Origin of the sequence: Chryseobacterium phosphatilyticum (assembly GCF_002899825.2) — a bacterium.
Lineage (GTDB): Bacteria > Bacteroidota > Bacteroidia > Flavobacteriales > Weeksellaceae > Chryseobacterium > Chryseobacterium phosphatilyticum.
Window position 1 is genome coordinate 869,358 of sequence record NZ_PPED02000002.1, and the last position, 17,737, is coordinate 887,094.

At 35.1% G+C, this 17,737-nt stretch carries 20 protein-coding genes and 1 riboswitch; of the genes, 9 read left to right on the forward strand and 11 right to left on the reverse strand.

The genetic code is table 11. From position 1 onward, the window contains the following. The first annotated feature begins 11 nt into the window (after positions 1 to 11). Positions 12 to 189: riboswitch (cobalamin riboswitch) on the forward strand. Positions 190 to 220: 31 nt separating this feature from the next. Together C1631_RS11060 and C1631_RS11065 are read left to right on the forward strand one after the other, a co-directional pair. Next, a complete protein-coding gene (locus C1631_RS11060) occupies positions 221 to 2,059 on the forward strand; it encodes a TonB-dependent receptor plug domain-containing protein (protein ID WP_109712121.1) in 1,839 nt (612 codons plus the stop codon). 16 nt (positions 2,060 to 2,075) lie between these two features. Next, a complete protein-coding gene (locus C1631_RS11065; protein ID WP_109712123.1) occupies positions 2,076 to 3,155 on the forward strand; it encodes a DUF5074 domain-containing protein in 1,080 nt (359 codons plus the stop codon). Positions 3,156 to 3,324: 169 nt separating this feature from the next. Here C1631_RS11065 and C1631_RS11070 read toward each other — a convergent pair whose 3' ends face one another. From C1631_RS11070 to gldB, 10 genes are all read right to left on the reverse strand, one after another. After that, positions 3,325 to 4,746: a CCA tRNA nucleotidyltransferase gene (locus tag C1631_RS11070; protein ID WP_103249561.1), complete on the reverse strand. Its 1,422-nt coding sequence runs from the start codon at positions 4,744 to 4,746 to the stop codon at positions 3,325 to 3,327. A 37-nt stretch (positions 4,747 to 4,783) separates the two neighbouring features. Then, complete coding sequence (locus C1631_RS11075; protein WP_103249562.1) at positions 4,784 to 5,128, reverse strand: nuclear transport factor 2 family protein; 345 nt, start codon at positions 5,126 to 5,128, stop codon at positions 4,784 to 4,786. 109 nt (positions 5,129 to 5,237) lie between these two features. Further along, the gene (locus C1631_RS11080; RefSeq protein ID WP_109712125.1) at positions 5,238 to 5,786 is read right to left on the reverse strand and encodes an L-threonylcarbamoyladenylate synthase; all 549 of its coding nucleotides are present in this window, start codon (positions 5,784 to 5,786) and stop codon (positions 5,238 to 5,240) included. Between the two features lie 250 nt (positions 5,787 to 6,036). After that, the gene (locus C1631_RS11085; protein ID WP_109712127.1) at positions 6,037 to 6,549 is read right to left on the reverse strand and encodes a DinB family protein; all 513 of its coding nucleotides are present in this window, start codon (positions 6,547 to 6,549) and stop codon (positions 6,037 to 6,039) included. A gap of 40 nt (positions 6,550 to 6,589) precedes the next feature. Next, positions 6,590 to 7,036, reverse strand: coding sequence for a GNAT family N-acetyltransferase (locus C1631_RS11090; protein ID WP_109712129.1), 447 nt, complete (start codon positions 7,034 to 7,036; stop codon positions 6,590 to 6,592). Positions 7,037 to 7,107: 71 nt separating this feature from the next. Continuing rightward, entirely contained in the window at positions 7,108 to 8,247 is a 1,140-nt protein-coding gene (locus C1631_RS11095) for a cystathionine gamma-synthase (protein WP_109712371.1), read from the reverse strand. A gap of 120 nt (positions 8,248 to 8,367) precedes the next feature. Then, complete coding sequence (gldC, locus tag C1631_RS11100) at positions 8,368 to 8,691, reverse strand: gliding motility protein GldC (protein ID WP_103249309.1); 324 nt, start codon at positions 8,689 to 8,691, stop codon at positions 8,368 to 8,370. Between the two features lie 24 nt (positions 8,692 to 8,715). Continuing rightward, positions 8,716 to 10,917, reverse strand: coding sequence for a thioredoxin-like domain-containing protein (locus C1631_RS11105; protein WP_109712131.1), 2,202 nt, complete (start codon positions 10,915 to 10,917; stop codon positions 8,716 to 8,718). A 6-nt stretch (positions 10,918 to 10,923) separates the two neighbouring features. Continuing rightward, the gene (locus tag C1631_RS11110) at positions 10,924 to 11,826 is read right to left on the reverse strand and encodes an ABC transporter ATP-binding protein (protein ID WP_109712133.1); all 903 of its coding nucleotides are present in this window, start codon (positions 11,824 to 11,826) and stop codon (positions 10,924 to 10,926) included. A 76-nt stretch (positions 11,827 to 11,902) separates the two neighbouring features. Next, complete coding sequence (gene gldB / locus C1631_RS11115; protein WP_109712135.1) at positions 11,903 to 12,886, reverse strand: gliding motility lipoprotein GldB; 984 nt, start codon at positions 12,884 to 12,886, stop codon at positions 11,903 to 11,905. 61 nt (positions 12,887 to 12,947) lie between these two features. On the opposite strand from gldB, the gene C1631_RS11120 reads away from it, so the two are divergent. The 7 genes from C1631_RS11120 (at position 12,948) to C1631_RS11150 (ending at position 16,796) form a co-directional block, all read left to right on the forward strand. Continuing rightward, entirely contained in the window at positions 12,948 to 13,577 is a 630-nt protein-coding gene (locus C1631_RS11120) for a leucine-rich repeat domain-containing protein (protein WP_228441166.1), read from the forward strand. An 8-nt stretch (positions 13,578 to 13,585) separates the two neighbouring features. Beyond that, entirely contained in the window at positions 13,586 to 14,107 is a 522-nt protein-coding gene (locus C1631_RS11125) for a GNAT family N-acetyltransferase (RefSeq protein WP_103248671.1), read from the forward strand. Between the two features lie 5 nt (positions 14,108 to 14,112). Further along, a complete protein-coding gene (locus C1631_RS11130; RefSeq protein ID WP_103248672.1) occupies positions 14,113 to 14,643 on the forward strand; it encodes a GNAT family N-acetyltransferase in 531 nt (176 codons plus the stop codon). A gap of 11 nt (positions 14,644 to 14,654) precedes the next feature. Further along, a complete protein-coding gene (gene nadE, locus C1631_RS11135; protein WP_109712137.1) occupies positions 14,655 to 15,446 on the forward strand; it encodes an NAD(+) synthase in 792 nt (263 codons plus the stop codon). An 87-nt stretch (positions 15,447 to 15,533) separates the two neighbouring features. Then, the gene (locus C1631_RS11140; protein ID WP_228441169.1) at positions 15,534 to 16,040 is read left to right on the forward strand and encodes a ribonuclease domain-containing protein; all 507 of its coding nucleotides are present in this window, start codon (positions 15,534 to 15,536) and stop codon (positions 16,038 to 16,040) included. Positions 16,041 to 16,141: 101 nt separating this feature from the next. Further along, complete coding sequence (locus C1631_RS11145) at positions 16,142 to 16,426, forward strand: GIY-YIG nuclease family protein (RefSeq protein ID WP_262510204.1); 285 nt, start codon at positions 16,142 to 16,144, stop codon at positions 16,424 to 16,426. A gap of 64 nt (positions 16,427 to 16,490) precedes the next feature. Further along, a complete protein-coding gene (locus C1631_RS11150) occupies positions 16,491 to 16,796 on the forward strand; it encodes a barstar family protein (RefSeq protein ID WP_109712139.1) in 306 nt (101 codons plus the stop codon). A gap of 445 nt (positions 16,797 to 17,241) precedes the next feature. Here the strand turns inward: C1631_RS11150 and C1631_RS11155 are convergent, their stop codons facing one another. Then, positions 17,242 to 17,724, reverse strand: a complete 483-nt coding sequence (locus tag C1631_RS11155) for a cytidine deaminase (RefSeq protein ID WP_109712141.1) — start codon at positions 17,722 to 17,724, stop codon at positions 17,242 to 17,244. Between the last annotated feature and the right edge of the window lie 13 nt (positions 17,725 to 17,737).

Below are 17,737 nucleotides of genomic sequence, written 5' to 3' on the forward strand. Positions count from 1 at the left end.
ATTTAAAAAGCTATCTTTGCAAAAAATTTGGTTTCCAGTATATTGGAATGAAAAGGGAATCGGGTGTAACTCCCGGACTGTCCCCGCAACTGTAAATCGCAATAAAAATTTCTGTAAAAAGCCACTGTGTAGAAACGGGAAGGTGCAGAAAGCGAAAGTCAGGAGACCTGCCAGATTTATAATCCAAAACATATTGCTTTCGGAGGAAAAGTAAAAGAGTATGAGTATAAAAAGATCTTTAGTACTGCTTTTTTCATCTTATGGTTGTTTTCTTTTTGCACAAGAGAAAGCTATTGATACTATTTATGTCTTCGACAGTCAGATCAATAAAGTCAAGCTTTTTCATCCTGTAAAGACCATTACTACTGAAGAGGCAGAGAAAAATTCAACCAATCTTTCAGAACTGCTAAGATTTCAGTCTCCTGTTTATATTAAGGAAAATGGACGTGGTGCAGTTTCTTCACCTTCTTTTAGGGGAACTACTGCCCAACAGACTGCTTTTGTCTGGAACGGAATTAATATCAATTCTGCTTTTTTAGGACAGGGAGATATCAACAATATTGCCTTATTGGGATATGACCAGATTGGGGTAAAAGCTGGCGGCGGAAGTGTTATCTATGGCTCCGGTGCTATTGGCGGGAGTATTCACCTTAATAATAATCTTGATTTTAATAAAGGGTTTCATGGCTCTTTATTTTCTGAAGTGGCTTCTTTTAATACTTATAATAACCTGATTAAAGGCTCATATAGTAACGAAAAATTGAGCTTTCAGGCTTCAGGAAATCATTCTTTAAGTGAGAATGATTATAAGGTTGAACTGAAAGATGGAAGAAAGTATACCAATAACAGTGGGAAATATTATAACACTAACTTTAATGTATCTGCTGCATATAAAATAGCTCCCCACCATCAGATTTCATGGATTTCAGAGTTTTTTAACGGGATGCAGCATTATCCGGTTTTCTTTGAAACAGAAAAGGGTACAAAATATGGAACTCAAAATGTCAGAAGCTTAGTTTCCTGGGATTGGAATACAACACGGTTTACCAATTCATTCAAAGCTGCCTATACGGAAGAAAATTTTCAATATTATGGTAATATTGACGGTCCGGAAACCAGTGGAGGTGTAGGAAAGAACTATATTGTGAAAAATGATTTTAATTATTTTCTTACTCCAAAATGGAACTTTAATATTATTGGAGAATACCAGTTGAATAAAGGAAATGGGGAAGGAACTTCAATGCTTGGAGATGTTCGTAGAAATGCTGGTTATGTAGCCGGGTTAATACGCTATTTTGCTGCGAAAGATTTGCGCTTTGAAGCTGGAATACGAAAGGATTTTGTAGAAGAAATCAGCTCACCGCTTTTATTTTCTTTTTCAGGAAAATGGAATGCCACACAGTGGTATCATGTAGGACTAAGTGTTTCGAGGAACTTTAAAGCTCCAACATTTAATGATTTATATTGGCAACCGGGAGGAAATAAAGATCTATTACCTGAAACTTCCTATCAGCTGGAGTTGAGGAACCAATTTAAAGTAAAAGATATTACGCTATCCGTTACTCCTTATTACATGGATATCAGAGATATGATCAGATGGCTTCCGACTTCTGCGTGGTACTATGCTGCCTCAAATACCAATAAAGTAGAAGCTTATGGTGTAGAAGCTCAGGTTGAGTATGAGAAAAGATTTGGAAAACACTTTTTGAAATCAAATCTGGGATATTCTTATACCAGGTCTACAGATCTTGATATTCAAAAACAACTGATGTATGTGCCTTTCCATAAATTTGTGGGGGGGATCGACTATCAATATGATTTTGTGAAAGTATATGTGCAAGGAATGTTTAACGGGCTGACCTATACAGACTCTAATGAAATCAAAGACCAGGCTTTAGACGCTTATTTTGTCATGAATACCGGGATTAGAGCAACATTTCTTAGAAATTATACGTTAGGTTTTAAAATAAGTAATATTTTTAACAAAACTTATTATACTATGAGGTATTATCCACTTCCTGGAAGAAATTATAGTATAAATTTAAACATTAACTTTTAAAATAAATTAATTGCATATGAATATCAGAAAAATTTTACCCCTTGCATTACTATCAGCATTACTTTTCAGTGTTTCCTGTAGTAATGATATTGACTTAGGTACAGAAACAAATCTTCCTACAAGTTATGAAAAAGGAGTCCTTATTGCTAATGAAGGAGGTTTCACAACACCAACGGCAGATGTTTCTTTTTTAAGTAATACTTTGACATACGGATATAATAATATCTATACCAATACCAATAAGGAAGAACTTGGAAAAGTCCTTCAAAGTATAGGATTAAATGGAGACCGCGCTTATTTGGTTTCTAACATTCCGAATAAGATTGATATCGTTAATCGTACTAATTTCAAAAAGACAGCGACAGTAACTGCCAATCTTGATAATGCAAGATATATTGCTTTTTCAGGAGATAAATATTATGTGACCAACAACAACTTTGCGACAGTTCCTAATGTAAGAAAAGTGAATGTCTATAATGTTTCAGACAATGCTTTTGTAACCAGTGTTAATTTTCCTCGTTATGCGGAAAAAATAGTAGCTGCTGAAGGAAATATTATTGTTCAGACAGATGGTGTTGGGTATGCTACAACAGCACCATATGCTGCGTATCCAACGGGTTATACAGTTACGGTAGTTAAGCCGTCTACAAATACAGCAGATCAAACGATTACTCTTCCGAGCAAAGGAATTATAAGAGATCTTATTTCTTATAATGGAATTGCATATGTGCTGGCTTCTGATGATGCAGATTCTTATATCTATAAGATAAATTCTGCAGCGGGAACTTATACAACAACAACTATTACAGGAATTCCTCAGGGATTGAAGCTGAGAGCTGATAATGATACATTCTACCTTCTTACAGGGAGTAAAGCAGTATTTAAAATGAGTATGAACTCTACTGTTGTTCCCAATGTACCTCTTTTATCCTTATTTGGTAATGTATATGGATTTGATGTCATTGATAACAAAATTTATGCTTCTGACGCAAGCTTCTCAACAGCTAGTAAAGTGTATGTTTATGATACTGCAGGAGGAAATTTATTGGCAAATTTTAATGCAGGAATCGGTACCAACGGTTTCTATAAAAATTAAAAATTACGCTTCGGCGTACATTATATAATTTTTTATTTTTTTCATCATTTGTGTTTTTTTCCGGCCGGTTTCGAAGAAACCGGCCGGCTTTGTTTTCAGTATTTTGTAATCAGGACATAAATAATTTCGGCGGGATGAAATCCCGCCGAAACTATTATTTGTGTTAATTCTATTGTATTACGAGTCCTAGTTTTTCAGCTTCAGCAATTACAAATTTTGTAGCTTCTTCTTTTTCATTAGGAATTTCGCCTTCAAGAATGGCCTCTTTTACCTTTTCTTTTAGAATCCCAATCTCACGGCCTGGTTTTAGATTAAACATTTCCATGATCTCTTCTCCTGTGATAGGAGGCTGGAAGTTTCTCACCTGATCTTTTTCTTCCACTTCTTTGATCTTAACGGCCACATATTCAAAATTTCTTTTAAATTTCTCCTGCTTTTTAGAATTTTTGGTTGTAATATCTGCCTTGCAAAGTGTAAAAAGTTCTTCAAGATTTTCCCCGGCATCAAATAGAAGTCTTCTCAATGCAGAATCCGAAGCATCATCGGTAATTAAGGCAATAGGACGGGATGAAAGCTTTACCATTTTCTGTACATATTTCATGTCAGTTCCTAATGGCAATTTAAGTCTTTGGAAAAGAGTTTTTACCATTTTTGAACCTAAAAATTCATGCCCATGGAATGTCCAGCCTGTTCCTTCAACAAATCTTTTAGTAGGAGCTTTTCCGATATCATGAAGTAATGCAGCCCAACGCAGCCAAAGATTGTCTGTATTCTCAGAGATATTATCGACAACTTCCAGAGTATGGTAGAAGTTATCTTTGTGAGTTTGTCCTTCCACTTCCTCTACTCCTTTCAACTCTATGAGTTCAGGAATAATAAGTTTTAGAAGTCCGGTTTGTTCCATTAATTTGAATCCTACAGAAGGTTTTTCAGAAAGCATGATTTTATTAAACTCTACCATGATTCTTTCCATAGAAACAATCTTAATTCTTTCTGCTTCCTGTTTGATTGCATTCAGAGAATTTTCCTCAATATTGAATTTTAAAGTGGAAGCAAAGCGTACCGCCCTCATCATTCTTAAAGGATCATCAGAATAAGTTTGTGCCGGCTCTAATGGTGTTCTTAAGATTTCTTTTTCAAGATCTTCAATGCCATTAAACGGATCGATCAGTTCGCCAAAATTACCCTTATTTAAAGAAATAGCCATCGCATTGATGGTAAAGTCTCTTCTTTTCTGGTCATCTTCCAAAGTTCCACCTTCTACTTCAGGTTTTCTACTGTTTTCGGTATAACTTTCTTTTCTTGCCCCTACGAACTCCAGCTCAAGATCTTTATATTTGATCATTGCCGTTCCATAGGTCTTGAATACGGAAACCTTCAGCTTAGGATCAATATCCTGAGCCACATTTTGAGCAAGCTCAATACCACTTTGTTCCGTGACAAAGTCAATATCTGTAGAAGCTTTTCTTTTCATCAAAAGATCTCTCACATAACCCCCAACGATGTATACAGATTGATTATTCCTTTCTGCAGCTGCAGAAATTATTTTAAAAAGTTTTAAATTTTTATTTTGAGTCAGATTAATTTTCATCGTTTATAATAGCGTCAATTTCTACCAATGTTGCTCATTAATCATAATGGGCATACATTTTATTAATTTGTCCTTCTTCATTAAAGAACATCACTTCAACAGCATGCTTGTTCATAATAGACTTATAAAATAATGCTACAGAATCAACCCCAGCTGTTACATGAATCAGATCGAAATGAAGATCCGGAAATTTTTCTAATGCCTTTTTCCAATATTCACAGACAGCACCTTTTCCTTTTAATGAACTTTCTTTGCCTCCGGTAGCCATTACGATCATCGGTGTCGTAATTTCAATATCTTCAGAATAATGTGAAAGTATATCTTCCAAATCATGAGAGTTCCAGGCATTTACCCATGTTTGAGCAAATTTTTGATGGTTCATAGCATGTATTTTATGAATTGAAGTTTTGCAAAGATAAAACTAAAAAAAGAAATCCTGCCGATATGTACTGGCAAGACTTCAAAAATAAATCAGGTAAAACAGAATTTTATTATTCTCTAAGAACTTTTATTCTGTTGTCAGCCCATATTTTAATCACAGAAGAACCTGAATATTTTGAAACTTTTTCTCTGTCTTCTTCTACAGCATAATCTACAAGTTTGATCATTTCCGGAGAAATATCTGAAAATTTCAAAGGACTTTTATCACCACTGAAGTTGGCCGATGTCGATACCAAAGGCTTATTGAGCTTGGTAATTAATTTTTTACAAAAATCATTCTTTACCAATCTGATCCCAATACTTCCGTCCTCAGCAAGTAATTCTTTAGGAAGGCCTCTTGGATTATCGTATACAATAGTCACCGGTTTTTCACTCAGATCAATAATTTCCCAGGCCATTTCAGGAACATCTACCAAATCCTGAAGTCTCTTTTCAGACTCTACCAGAATAATCATAGACTTATTCTTTTCCCTTTTTTTAATGTCAAAAATTTTATTGACAGCCTCTATATTGGTGGCATCACAACCAATCCCCCAAATTGTATCAGTAGGATAGAGTATGGTTCCACCGGATTGTAAGACTTCTATAATATGCTCCATAATTGTTTCGAATTCAAATCAGTCGTTAAAGGTAGAAAATCTAGGTTTTTTAGACAAAAAATTAACCTGTAAATGAAATAGGATGTTGAAGTATTTTTAGGTTTTGGCTAAAGCCAATAGAAGATTTGTTTATTGAAAAACGGGCTAAAGCCCGTTCCAATTGATGTTTGATTTATTTTGTCTCATATTAAATATGAAAAGTGCATTTCATCAATAGAGATGGACTTCAGCCTATTTAAAAAAATTATATTTACATCCATCCCAATTTGGATAAATATCTCTCCTCAATAATATTCAGGTGATGATAATTGTGGCCCACGATCAACTTTCCTATTGTTTCTACAGAAACTTCATTTCCGTTGGCGATACCTGTTGTTTGTAAAGCGGAAGGAGTTAGTGTTTCAGCAAAAATCTGAGTAGATTTTCTTACCAGTGTATATTCTTCAATTAATGATTCTAAAGTTCTTTTGTCAGCGAATGATTTTTCAGCATATTCATTTTCATCAAACCCCGGAAGATTGTTTTTATCACCTCTTGCAAAAGCAAGCATTCTGTATTGAAAAACCCTTTCACAGTCTGATAAGTGAAGCAAAAGTTCTTTCAGTGTCCATTTTCCTTCAGCATAGGCGAAACGTGATTGTTCCTCTGTAAGATTAGAATAAATACCTAAGGTTTTTTCTCCCGACTTTTTTAGTTCTGCCAACCAATCTCCTGCTGGAATCTGATCTAAATATCTTTGAATGTATTTTTGAAAATCTGACATATTGTTTTTGAGTTATAAGTTAGTATTTGTTTGAGGATACTTAGGAATTGCTCCATTCATAAAAATTCACGGAATCGTAAAGTTCAAATCCGCAAGCGGGATACAACTGATTTCCGATATCATTACCTTTTCCTGTTTCCAATAAAATTCCGCAGGCTTTGGAAGATCTGCACAAGTCCTTCGATTCTTCGATGAGTACTTTAGAAAACCCTTTTCCTCTATGATTTTCGTTGACATATAAATCATTCAGTAACCAGTATCGCTGCATTCTTGTGGAAGAAAAGATAGGGTAGAGTTGTACAAAACCCGTTAATATACCATCTTCTTCGGCAATAAAAATTTCAGAATCTTTGTTTTCAATTCTTTCCCGGATGAAATTTTCTGCGGCAGGAATATCTGATTCTTTATGATAAAAAACTCTGTATTGGTCAAATAAACTTGCGAGTTGTGGCAAATCGGAAATGATTACTTTTCGTATATCTCTCATAATAATGTGGTGGTGTAAAATAAAATGAGAAGGAATATTTTTATTCAATCCCTTCTCATTAATTTATTTTGTTAAGAAAAAGCTTTCTCTAAATCTGCAATAAGATCTTCTGCATCTTCAATTCCAACGCTTAAACGAACCAGGTCATCCGTGATTCCCAGTTCAGCACGTTTTTCTGCTGGAATAGAAGCGTGAGTCATCAATGCAGGATGATTTGCTAATGATTCCACACCTCCTAAAGATTCAGCCAATGTGAATACTCTTACTTTCTCCAGAAATTTGATGGCATCTTCTTTTTTTCCGGATTTGAAAGTGAATGATACCATTCCTCCTGATTCCTTCATTTGAGATTTTGCCAGTTCATATTGAGGATGAGACTCTAATCCAGGATAAATGACTTTATCAACTGCTGGGTGAGTTTCAAGATACTTTGCTACTGCAAGACCGTTGTCAGAATGTCTTTGCATTCTCAATGCCAACGTTTTGATTCCTCTTAATACAAGGTAAGAATCGTGTGGTCCTAAAATACCACCACTTGCAAATTGAATAAAGTGAAGTTTTTCTCCCAATTCAGCATCTTTAGCAATAAGGGCTCCCGCAATAACATCGGAGTGACCTCCAAGATATTTTGTAGCAGAGTGCATTACGATATCAGCTCCTAAATCAATAGGTCTCTGAATATAGGGTGTAGCAAAAGTATTATCTACTGCTACCAGAATATCCTTTCCTTTAGCAATGTCTACTACTGCCTTGATGTCTACTAATTTCATCAACGGATTGGTTGGAGTTTCCACCCAGATCAGTTTCGTTTTATCAGTAATAACGTCAGCAATTTTAGCAACATCATCAAAATTCACGAATGTAAATTTCAACTGATATTTTTCAAAAAGTCTGGTAAACATTCTGTAGGTACCTCCATAAAGGTCATCTACAGCAACGACCTCATCACCTGGATTTAGTAACTTCAGAACACAGTCAATGGCTGCAAGACCGGAACCGAAAGCCAAGCCTCTCGCTCCGTTTTCAATGCTTGCCAAAGAATCTTCCAATGCCTGTCTTGTAGGATTGGCAGCTCTTGAATATTCGTATCCGGAATGTACTCCGGGACTTTTTTGTGCAAATGTAGAGGTTAAAAATACAGGAACATTGACAGAACCCGTTGCAGATTCATGATGCTGCCCTCCGTGAATTACTTTTGTATTAAAATTCATATTTATATAATTTGATAATTTGAAAATAAAATAATTTGAAAATAGAATTGCAAGCATAATAAAAATGGCTCCTTCATTTTCAAATTCTCAAATTACTCCATTTTCAAATTGTTTTACATTTTATTTTATGGCTGATTTCACCGCAAATTCCTCTGCAATTTCTTCCATCCACTGTGCTACATCTTCCTCACCTGTTGCTCTCTGGTAAGTACTTCCTAAAGAGATTAAGATCTGGTGGATAAACATCTTCATCTGATCTACCGGCATTTCTTTTGTCCAAAGATCAATTCTTAACGCTTCCATAGCCTTATCATCCCACACAGAGATCATTGTTGCTTTAGTTTCTTCCTTTTCAATACCTCCGTCCTGAGCATTCCATGTAATGTTTTCAGGAACGTGGTTTTCATCCAGCTCTACATCTATCGTAATCTGAGTTTTTCTCATATCAATTTAAAATTTTCAGCAAAGTTAATACTTCTTGAGCTTATCTAAAATTTCTACGAAATTATCTTCATCAGGAAATGGTGTATTAAAGTTAAAAATTTTGCCTTCAGGATCAATAATAATAAATCTTGGGATAGACTGTATTTTGTATTTATTCATAAACTGCTCTGCATTCATAAGCCAGAACTGTGGTATGTTAGACGTTTTTGTTTTTAAATAATTGGTCCATTTGGATTGTTCTTCGTCCAGACTGATAGAAATAAACTGAATATTATCATAATGTCTGTATTGGTAACTTCTCGACTCAAATACAGGGCGAATCTGTTTACACGGGCCACACCAGGTTGCCCAGAAGTCTATTATCACATATTTGCCTTTATATTTTGAAAGTTTTTGGATGACCCCTTTATCATTAAGAAGAGCAATATCGGGAAATACAGAACCCTTCTGAGACCTATTGATTTCGTCAAGTTTTGAGTAAAGAGCTTTTTTGTAATCAATATTACTTACTTTACCGATTTCAGCATTAAAAAGTTTGTTTCTTGCAATACTGTCCGTTTGTAACTCTATGGACTTTGTTAAATGTTTTGACAATAGCTGATCTTTGGAAATTCCTGCAGGCATCTGATCGATTTTTACAAATAGAATACTATCCGGATTGGAAATCTGGTCTTTGTCAGACAATAACTGATCCAGTTTATATTGAAGGTAATTATCATTTTTGCTTAAAAGAAGGCCTGGCTTCTGAATGTTTTCATTTAATTCTTTAAGGAAAGATGCAGGTGGGGCAAATTTTGAATCAGTCAGTGAAGTCATTTTTCTATAATTATTGATCTCATTCAGATATTCAATAGACATAAGTTCTCTTTTATATCTTTTGTAATCCTCTGAAAGTGCATTGTTTTCAGGATCGGCAAATACATTGAGAATCCTTTTGTTTTCTTTCCAGTCAGATTCTGCGAGATCATAAAATTTGGCCGGATCATTATTATAATTTTGTTTTTCCAATGCATACTGGAATTCATATCCAAAAGAAGCTTCATTGTTTTTGTAGACCTGATCAGCTTTTCTATTGGATTGTACGTAAGATACCAGCTTTACACTATTCAGTTTGAGATCAAAATTGAACCAGTCCCCACTGGCCATAATGAAATTTATTTTTTTATTTCCGATTTCCAGAATATATTCATCCAATGGAAGCGCCTGTGTGGTCAGCCAGTTGAAAGTGTTATTTTTGACTACTGTGGCTCCAATTTTTTTGTGAAAATCTTTGGAATAAATTCGTACAGAATCTATTTTGAGATCAGTTTCCAGCTTTCCTTTGATAACAACTCCGGTTCCATCGCTGTGATATGATCTGGGCTTTTGGAAAATATAAAGCAATCCGGAGCCAATAATTAAGGCAGCAGCTGAGATAAAAATCTGCTTTTTATTTTTAAGGAATGCATTTTTAAATCCTTTTTTACTGTACCAGAAATAGCCCAGAACAAGAAATATGACCATCCAGAAAAGGCTCATGTATTCAGAATGAGAAATAAAGCTGTTCAGGTTTTTTATTTCAGGAGCATTCCAAAACGTATACAGAGAACTATATGGATTAAAAAAATAAGCCTGCTTCTGTATAAGAGAAGTGATATTGGAAGCCAGCCCCAGTGAGCCAATGAGAAATGACCAGATGAAGCCTTGAAAAGCAACCGAAATACAAAGTTGAAGGGCTGCAATTCCTAAAATGGTGATCAGAATTCTAATAAAGGTCTCAACCATCCACATGATATCAAAAGTCATGAGCTTGGCAGGATCGGGATGTATATAATAATCTGCTAAGGCTAAAATGATATTGAACCCAAAATAAGAAGCAATACATATAAAACACAAAAATATCAGGATAATATATTTTGATAAATACAATTGAAATCTGCTTACCGGCTGTGTTTCCATCAGTTGCCAACCGTTATTTTTATGATCGGTTTGCGCTATTCTGTTGGCTGTAATAATGACAAATAACAGTAAAATAAAAAATGTAAAATACTTGATGGCATCTCCACCGATAGCATCTTCAAATATTGAATACTTAAGTGTCCCTTCTATAATGAGACTTTTTTTGAAAAACCCAGGAATGAAGCTCAGAAAAGGGATTAGAGTTCCAAGGACAATGGCAATATAGGTCAATCCCAACCCTTTTGTTTTTAGCCATTCTGTACCGATGGCGGTTAATAATTTTTTCATCTGTGTTTAGTTTTTTGTTATTTCCATAAACCAATCTTCAAGACCCGCATTATTTTTTACCTCAAAGATTTCGGCTTGAGCCAAAACCAGCTTTTTGATAAGATCTGCAATATTTTCTTTAGACTCTGCAGTGATTTCTATGGTGTGGTCATTGATAATTTTAGGAGAATAATTCTCAGGAACTTCAGCAATAAACCGAGTTGCATTCATGATTCCAATTCGGATATGGTTGTATCTGTAGAGTTCGTTAAGATCTTGTATACTTCCCGTAAAACGTATTTCACCATGAGAAATAATAGCAAGATGAGTAATCATTTTTTCAATTTCCTGAAGCAGGTGGCTCGAAATAAAAATAGTAACCCCTTGTTCCTTGTTAAGCTTGATTAATAATTCCCGCATTTCCAGCATTCCATTGGGGTCTAGACCGTTTACGGGCTCATCGAGAATCAAAAGATCGGGATTTCCAAGCATCGTCATTGCTATTGAGAGTCTTTGCTTCATTCCAAGGGAATATTTTTTCATTTTCATTTTTCTGTTTTCCCAAAGATCCACCAGATGCAATACCCTTTCACATTCCGATTCAGGTAAGTTTCTGAGTCTTGAGATGATAATCAGGTTATCCCATCCTGATAGATGGTCATAAAATGCAGCAGTATCTATCAGACTTCCGATTTTTTGAAACCCTTCCGGGTATAGGTCTGATAAATCTTTTTCAAAAATCTGAATAGAATTATGATCATCAGGAATACTGCCAATCAGCATTTTCATAGTAGTTGATTTTCCGGCTCCGTTAGCTCCCAGAAAACCAAAAATACTTCCTTTTGGGACAGAAAGATCAATGTTTTTTAGGATAAGTTTATCACTGGTAAATCCGTAATTTAAGTTTCGAATACTAATTAAATTTTCCATGTGCATGTTGATTTGTGTTGAAAATAAAAAAGACCCCTTGCAATACAAAAGGTCTTTTATAGGTATGTGATGTTGTCTACTTTGTTACAGGTTTATACCCGGATTGATTAAAGATGTTGGTCGCATCCATTTTCAGAAAATCAGTTAGTTTCGTTTCAGGCTTCTCTTTCAGGTAGGCTTTGCAGATTTGCCATCCCGTAAAAATTCCAATTTGTGGGGACGATTCATTATCAATTTCAGTATAAAATTTTGAAAATGGCCCCGGGGCAATAAAACGCTCTCCCAATCTTGGATCATCTCCGAAAATCAAATTGCTTTCCACAAAATAGTTCCAGATGTTGGCTTCATTGGATTTAGCCCAGTCGTATTGCTTTTGGGTGTAATTCATTTTCAGGTAGTCGGGAAAGTCGGGAAGGAAGGCGTCCTGTAGAATCATTACTTTTCCGTTGAGAATGATCTGATCAATAAATTTCTGGTGATCAGGAGATTCTGTAACGATATTCTCAGCAAAAAGTTGTGAAACTTTCGGAACAATATTCTGCGGATTCATTGACTTCTGGAAATAAAGCTCCAATCCCTTGTAATGAGGATTACCATCTCCCATAAACCCCGTGATGTCTATAAACAGGAAATTTCCTTTCGGGTCATAAATGATAGGATCCTGTACCATTTGCAAAGCTGATGAAAACAGATATATTTTCGGACTTTTAAACTGAGGGAAATAATATTTAATGTGTGAGAACAGTCCCTGTAGCTCACTTTGTAATTTAGCCTGATCAATTTTACCGATGGCTTCTTTGTAGATTTTTATTTCCTCTGCATCTATTCTTCTTTTACTGAAATCTTCATCAGAAACCGTTCCCTGGAACCACGGAAATTGAGCTTTAAATTGCTCCAACGGAATACCGGGATTGTAGAATTCTTTGGAAATATCAGTTATATCAACTTTTTCGGCAGTATTTTTTATCTCTACCTTCCATTGATTGTTGGGGTCTTTTTTACAAGAGTTTAGTCCCAGAACTAAAACAGAAGAAAGCGCAATAAATCTAAAAATCTTCATTATTTTTACATGGAATTTAAGGTTACAAAAATAAAAATTAAAAGGACAAATTAAGATGAAAATGAAAATATTTACAGCCCTTTGCCTTATTGCAGGATTTTCTTTTTTCTTCGGTCAAAAGGTTGAGTTTAAAGACAAAAATTTTGAAAAGGCAGTTCTCGAAAACTTTGACCTTAATAAAAGCGGAACCCTGGAACCCATGGAGGCAGGAATGGTTACCAATTTATTTCTGGTGCAAAAAGGAATTACTTCTACTGAGGATGTAAGGCTTTTTAAAAATGTTAAAATGGTTTTACTTGATGATAATACGATTCCGGATATAAATATTGGAAATCTTGATAAGCTGGAATTATTTTCATGTACAGGATGCAAAATGTCTTCTTTTAAAGCAGAAAATCTGAGAAACCTGACTTCATTATATTTAGATAACAACATTCTGGCAACGATTTCAATGAAGGCTACTCCTAGGATTGAGCAATTAACCTTATCTTTAAATCAATTAAAAACCATTGATTTCACCCAGCTTAAAAATTTAAAAAAACTGAATATAGAGCACAATAAAATCCAAAAAATAGATATTTCCGGAAACCCGGCTTTACAAACGCTGAATGTTGGCGGAAATAAAATGAAGGAATCCGATATTAAAAAAGGAACAAAAACAGATATTACGATTTTTGGAACTGAAGAATAAACAATACTATGATACTTGAAACAGAAAGATTGATTTTAAGAAAACTTGAGGATACCGATTGTGAAAGAATGTTTCTGATGGACTCCGATCCTGACGTCATGAAATATCTGGGCAAACCGGTAACAAGTCTTGATGAATCAAAAGAAACCATCAAAATGATTCAGAAACAATATGAAGAAAATGGAGTGGGAAGGCTTGCCGTCATTGAAAAAGAAAGTGGACTAATGATTGGGTGGAGTGGTCTTAAGTTATTAAGACAGCCTATCAACGGACATGTAAATACCCTGGATCTGGGCTACCGTTTTATTCCCGAATTCTGGGGTAAAGGATATGCTATGGAAACCGCAAAAGCTGCTCTGGATTATGGTTTTAATAAATTGAAAGCCGATACTATTTATGCTTATGCAGATACCGGAAATACAGGATCCAACCATATGTTGAGAAAGCTAGGCTTTGAAAATACGGGAGAGTTTGAAGACTCCGGAGTATCATGTTTTTGGTATGAATTGAAACGTGAAAAATATATCTGATATTTATGAAAATCCGACAAGAAGAAGAAAAAGACCACGAAAAAGTGTTTCAAATTATAGAAGAAGCATTCAGGAATATGGAACATAGCGATCATCACGAACAGTTTTTGGTAGAAAAATTGAGAACTTCCAAAGCGTTCATTCCTGAATTATCATTAGTGGCAGAAGACAATGATGGAGACGTTGCAGGTCACATTCTGTTTACAAAAATTACTATTGAAGATGGATCAGAATCTTTCGGATCATTGGCTTTAGCACCTGTTTCTGTAAAACCAGAATTCCAGAATAAGGGAATTGGAGGGCAACTTATCCTTCATGGGCATCAGATAGCCAGGGAATTAGGATATCAATCTGTGATCCTTCTTGGGCATGAAAAATATTATCCTAAGTTTGGTTACGAAAAAACAAGTAATTTTGGGATTTCTTTTCCGTTTGAAATTCCTGAAGAAAATGGAATGGCCATTGAGCTTGTAAAAGACGGATTAAAAAATATAAGAGGGGTTGTGAAATACCCTAAAGAATTTGGTATAGATTAAAAATATAAATAATGCAGACACAAAAAGTAATAGATCATATTGTAAGCTGGTTAAAAGATTATGCAACAAAAGCCAGAGTTAACGGTTACGTAATAGGCGTTTCAGGAGGAGTAGATTCAGGAGTAGTTTCCACATTGGCCGCTATGACAGGATTGAAAACCCTGCTTATCGAAATGCCGATTCGTCAGAAAGTGGATCAGGTAGACCGTGCAAAAGACCATATGAATGATCTGAAATCAAAATTTCCCAATGTTGAAATCATGTCTGTAGATCTTACACCAGCTTTTGAAGAATTATATAAAACATTTAACGTGCAGGATGATTTATATCCTAACGAAAAACTGGCTTTTGCCAATACAAGATCTCGTTTAAGAATGCTTACCCTATACTATTACGGGCAGCTTAACGGTCTTCTGGTATGTGGAACAGGAAATAAAGTAGAAGATTTCGGAATCGGATTCTATACAAAATATGGAGATGGTGGAGTAGATGTTTCCCCGATTGCAGATCTTTATAAAACTGAAGTCTATACCCTGGCGAAAGGATTAAACCTGATCAAAAGTATTCAGGAAGCTATTCCTACGGACGGACTTTGGGATGTAGACAGAACTGATGAACAACAGATTGGAGCGACTTATCCTGAACTTGAAAAGATTCAGAAAGAATACGGTACCAAAACAGCTGAAGATTATGAAGGCCGAGACAAAGAAGTTTTCCTGATTTTTGACAGAATGCATAAAGCCGCAAAACATAAAATGGAACCTATTCCAGTTTGTGATATTCCTGAAGAGTGGAGAAACTAAGATAAATAGATAATCTGCAATGTATCAGGTCATCAATCCATAATTGTTACATTCCTGAGACATTGTTACATCAAAGAAAATATTGCTATGAATGGTAAAATAAGATCCGTATTCTTCATCTGTTTAGGGCTTCTTTTCGGAATGTCTGTAATGTACATTTACAATAATTTTATTGCAGGTAAAAAAGACCATTCCAAGGGTGCACAAACAGAAAATGTAAATTACGGAAATGCTTCAGCCGATACCGGAAACCCAGCAGATCAGGGGAGTATTGAGATCCTGACAGAAGAAAGAACGGTCATCAATTATGTAAAACAAAATTATAGGTTACCGGATTATTATATCACAAAAAATGAAGCCAGAAGACAAGGCTGGAATCCTTCAAAAGGAAATCTTTGTGATGTACTCCCGGGAAAGGCTATTGGAGGAGATAGGTTTGGAAACCGTGAAGGAAGACTGCCAAATGGAGAAAAGTATTTTGAAGCAGATGTTAATTACCATTGCGGAAGCAGGCAGGCAGACAGAATTATTTTTACCAGAAACGGAGAGGTTTATCTTACCAAAAACCATTATAAGAGTTTTGAAAAACAGTAATATCATTGCGAACAGACTGAGGTCTGCGAATGTAGTTCAGTAGTGACGAAGCAATCTTTAAATATGTTGTAAAACAAATAAAAGCAGGTTTTATTTATATCATGACGAATAAAAACCACACAACTCTTTATACCGGAGTTACTTCAAACCTGCCAAAACGAGTTCAGCAACATAAAGAATCACATTTTCCAAAAAGCTTTACATCCAGATATAATTTGTATAAACTTATATATTGGGAGGCTTTTCAGGAAATAGGAGATGCAATAGCCAGGGAAAAACAGATTAAAGCAGGTTCAAGACAAAAGAAGTTAGATTTGATTAATGCCATGAATCCTGAATGGAGGACTTGGCTAGTGACATCGAAAATATTATGGATGTTTTTTTGAGATTGCTTCGTCACTACGTTCCTCGCAATGACCACAACAAGAATTAAAAAGAAATAAGAAAGATATGAAGACAATATATATAGATTTTACAGACATAGGCGATTATGAAGATTTTTACGCCCAGTTAAAGGAAAAAATTCAGCTTCCTGAACATTTTGGAGATAATCTTGATGCGCTTTTTGATACCATTACCGGAGATCTGGAAATGCCAATCCACATCGAATTTGTTAATATGACGGTAGATCAGTTAGAAATTTTTGAAGACCTTCTTACAACGTTGGAAGATGCGGAAGAAGAAGTAGAAGATTTCACTTTCAGCTACTATCTGGAGCAATATGAAGATGATGAAGAGGAGGAAAATAAAGATTAACCGGTGATATAAAAAAGTAAAGAGGTTGTTTTAGAAATAAGACAACCTTTTTTATGTAATCCAAATTGGTTATTTATTTTTAGTCAGTAAAGCCTGTTTTTTTATTTTCTCGCAGATTTGGGAGATTCCATAAATAGAAAGTATAGGGAGTTTTTATGTGTTTGCCACTAATACACAAATAAAATCATTCGTGAATTAGTGGCTATAAAAATTCTTACAAAAACCTTTGATTTTATTGTGTTTTAAAATCGCTTGTTATTTATTAGGCCTTTGCGTTTTTTCCAACACCAATAAAAAAACCTGTGGCATTCATTACTACAGGTTCTAAACTAAATATTATCAATACAAATTCGTAAGATCAATAGCTGATCCCATATCAAAACAGAAATTCTGTGGTTATGATAAAACCACTAGTTATTTGTTCATGAAATTTGCTTTTTCATTTTTACAAAAAGGTGGAGTCAAAATAAAAAGGTAACAAATCCTTCACGGCATGAACCTTCACCACTTCTTCATTCATGCTGGAGAAATAAAGGTCTATGTTTTCATTTTGCTTGGTTTCGTATTCTATTAAGCTTTGACGACACGCTCCACATGGAGGAATCGGAGGATTGCTTTCGTGGAATTCTTTAGGACCACCCACTACAAAAATCTTTTTTATTTTCACATTCGGAAAATTCGCTGCCACCCAGAAAAGGGTAGTTCTCTCTGCACAAAGACCGGATGGATACGCCGCATTTTCCTGATTGTTTCCGGAATAGATTTCTCCGTTTTCCAACAAAACAGAACATCCTACCAGAAACTGAGAGTAAGGGGCATATGCCATCTCGCGAGCTTCTTTGGCTCTTTCAAATAATTTTTTCTCTATATCGCTCAGTTCGCTGCTATTTTTAAAATATTCGTAACTGATCTGTATGTCTTTTTTCATATATTGTCGACTA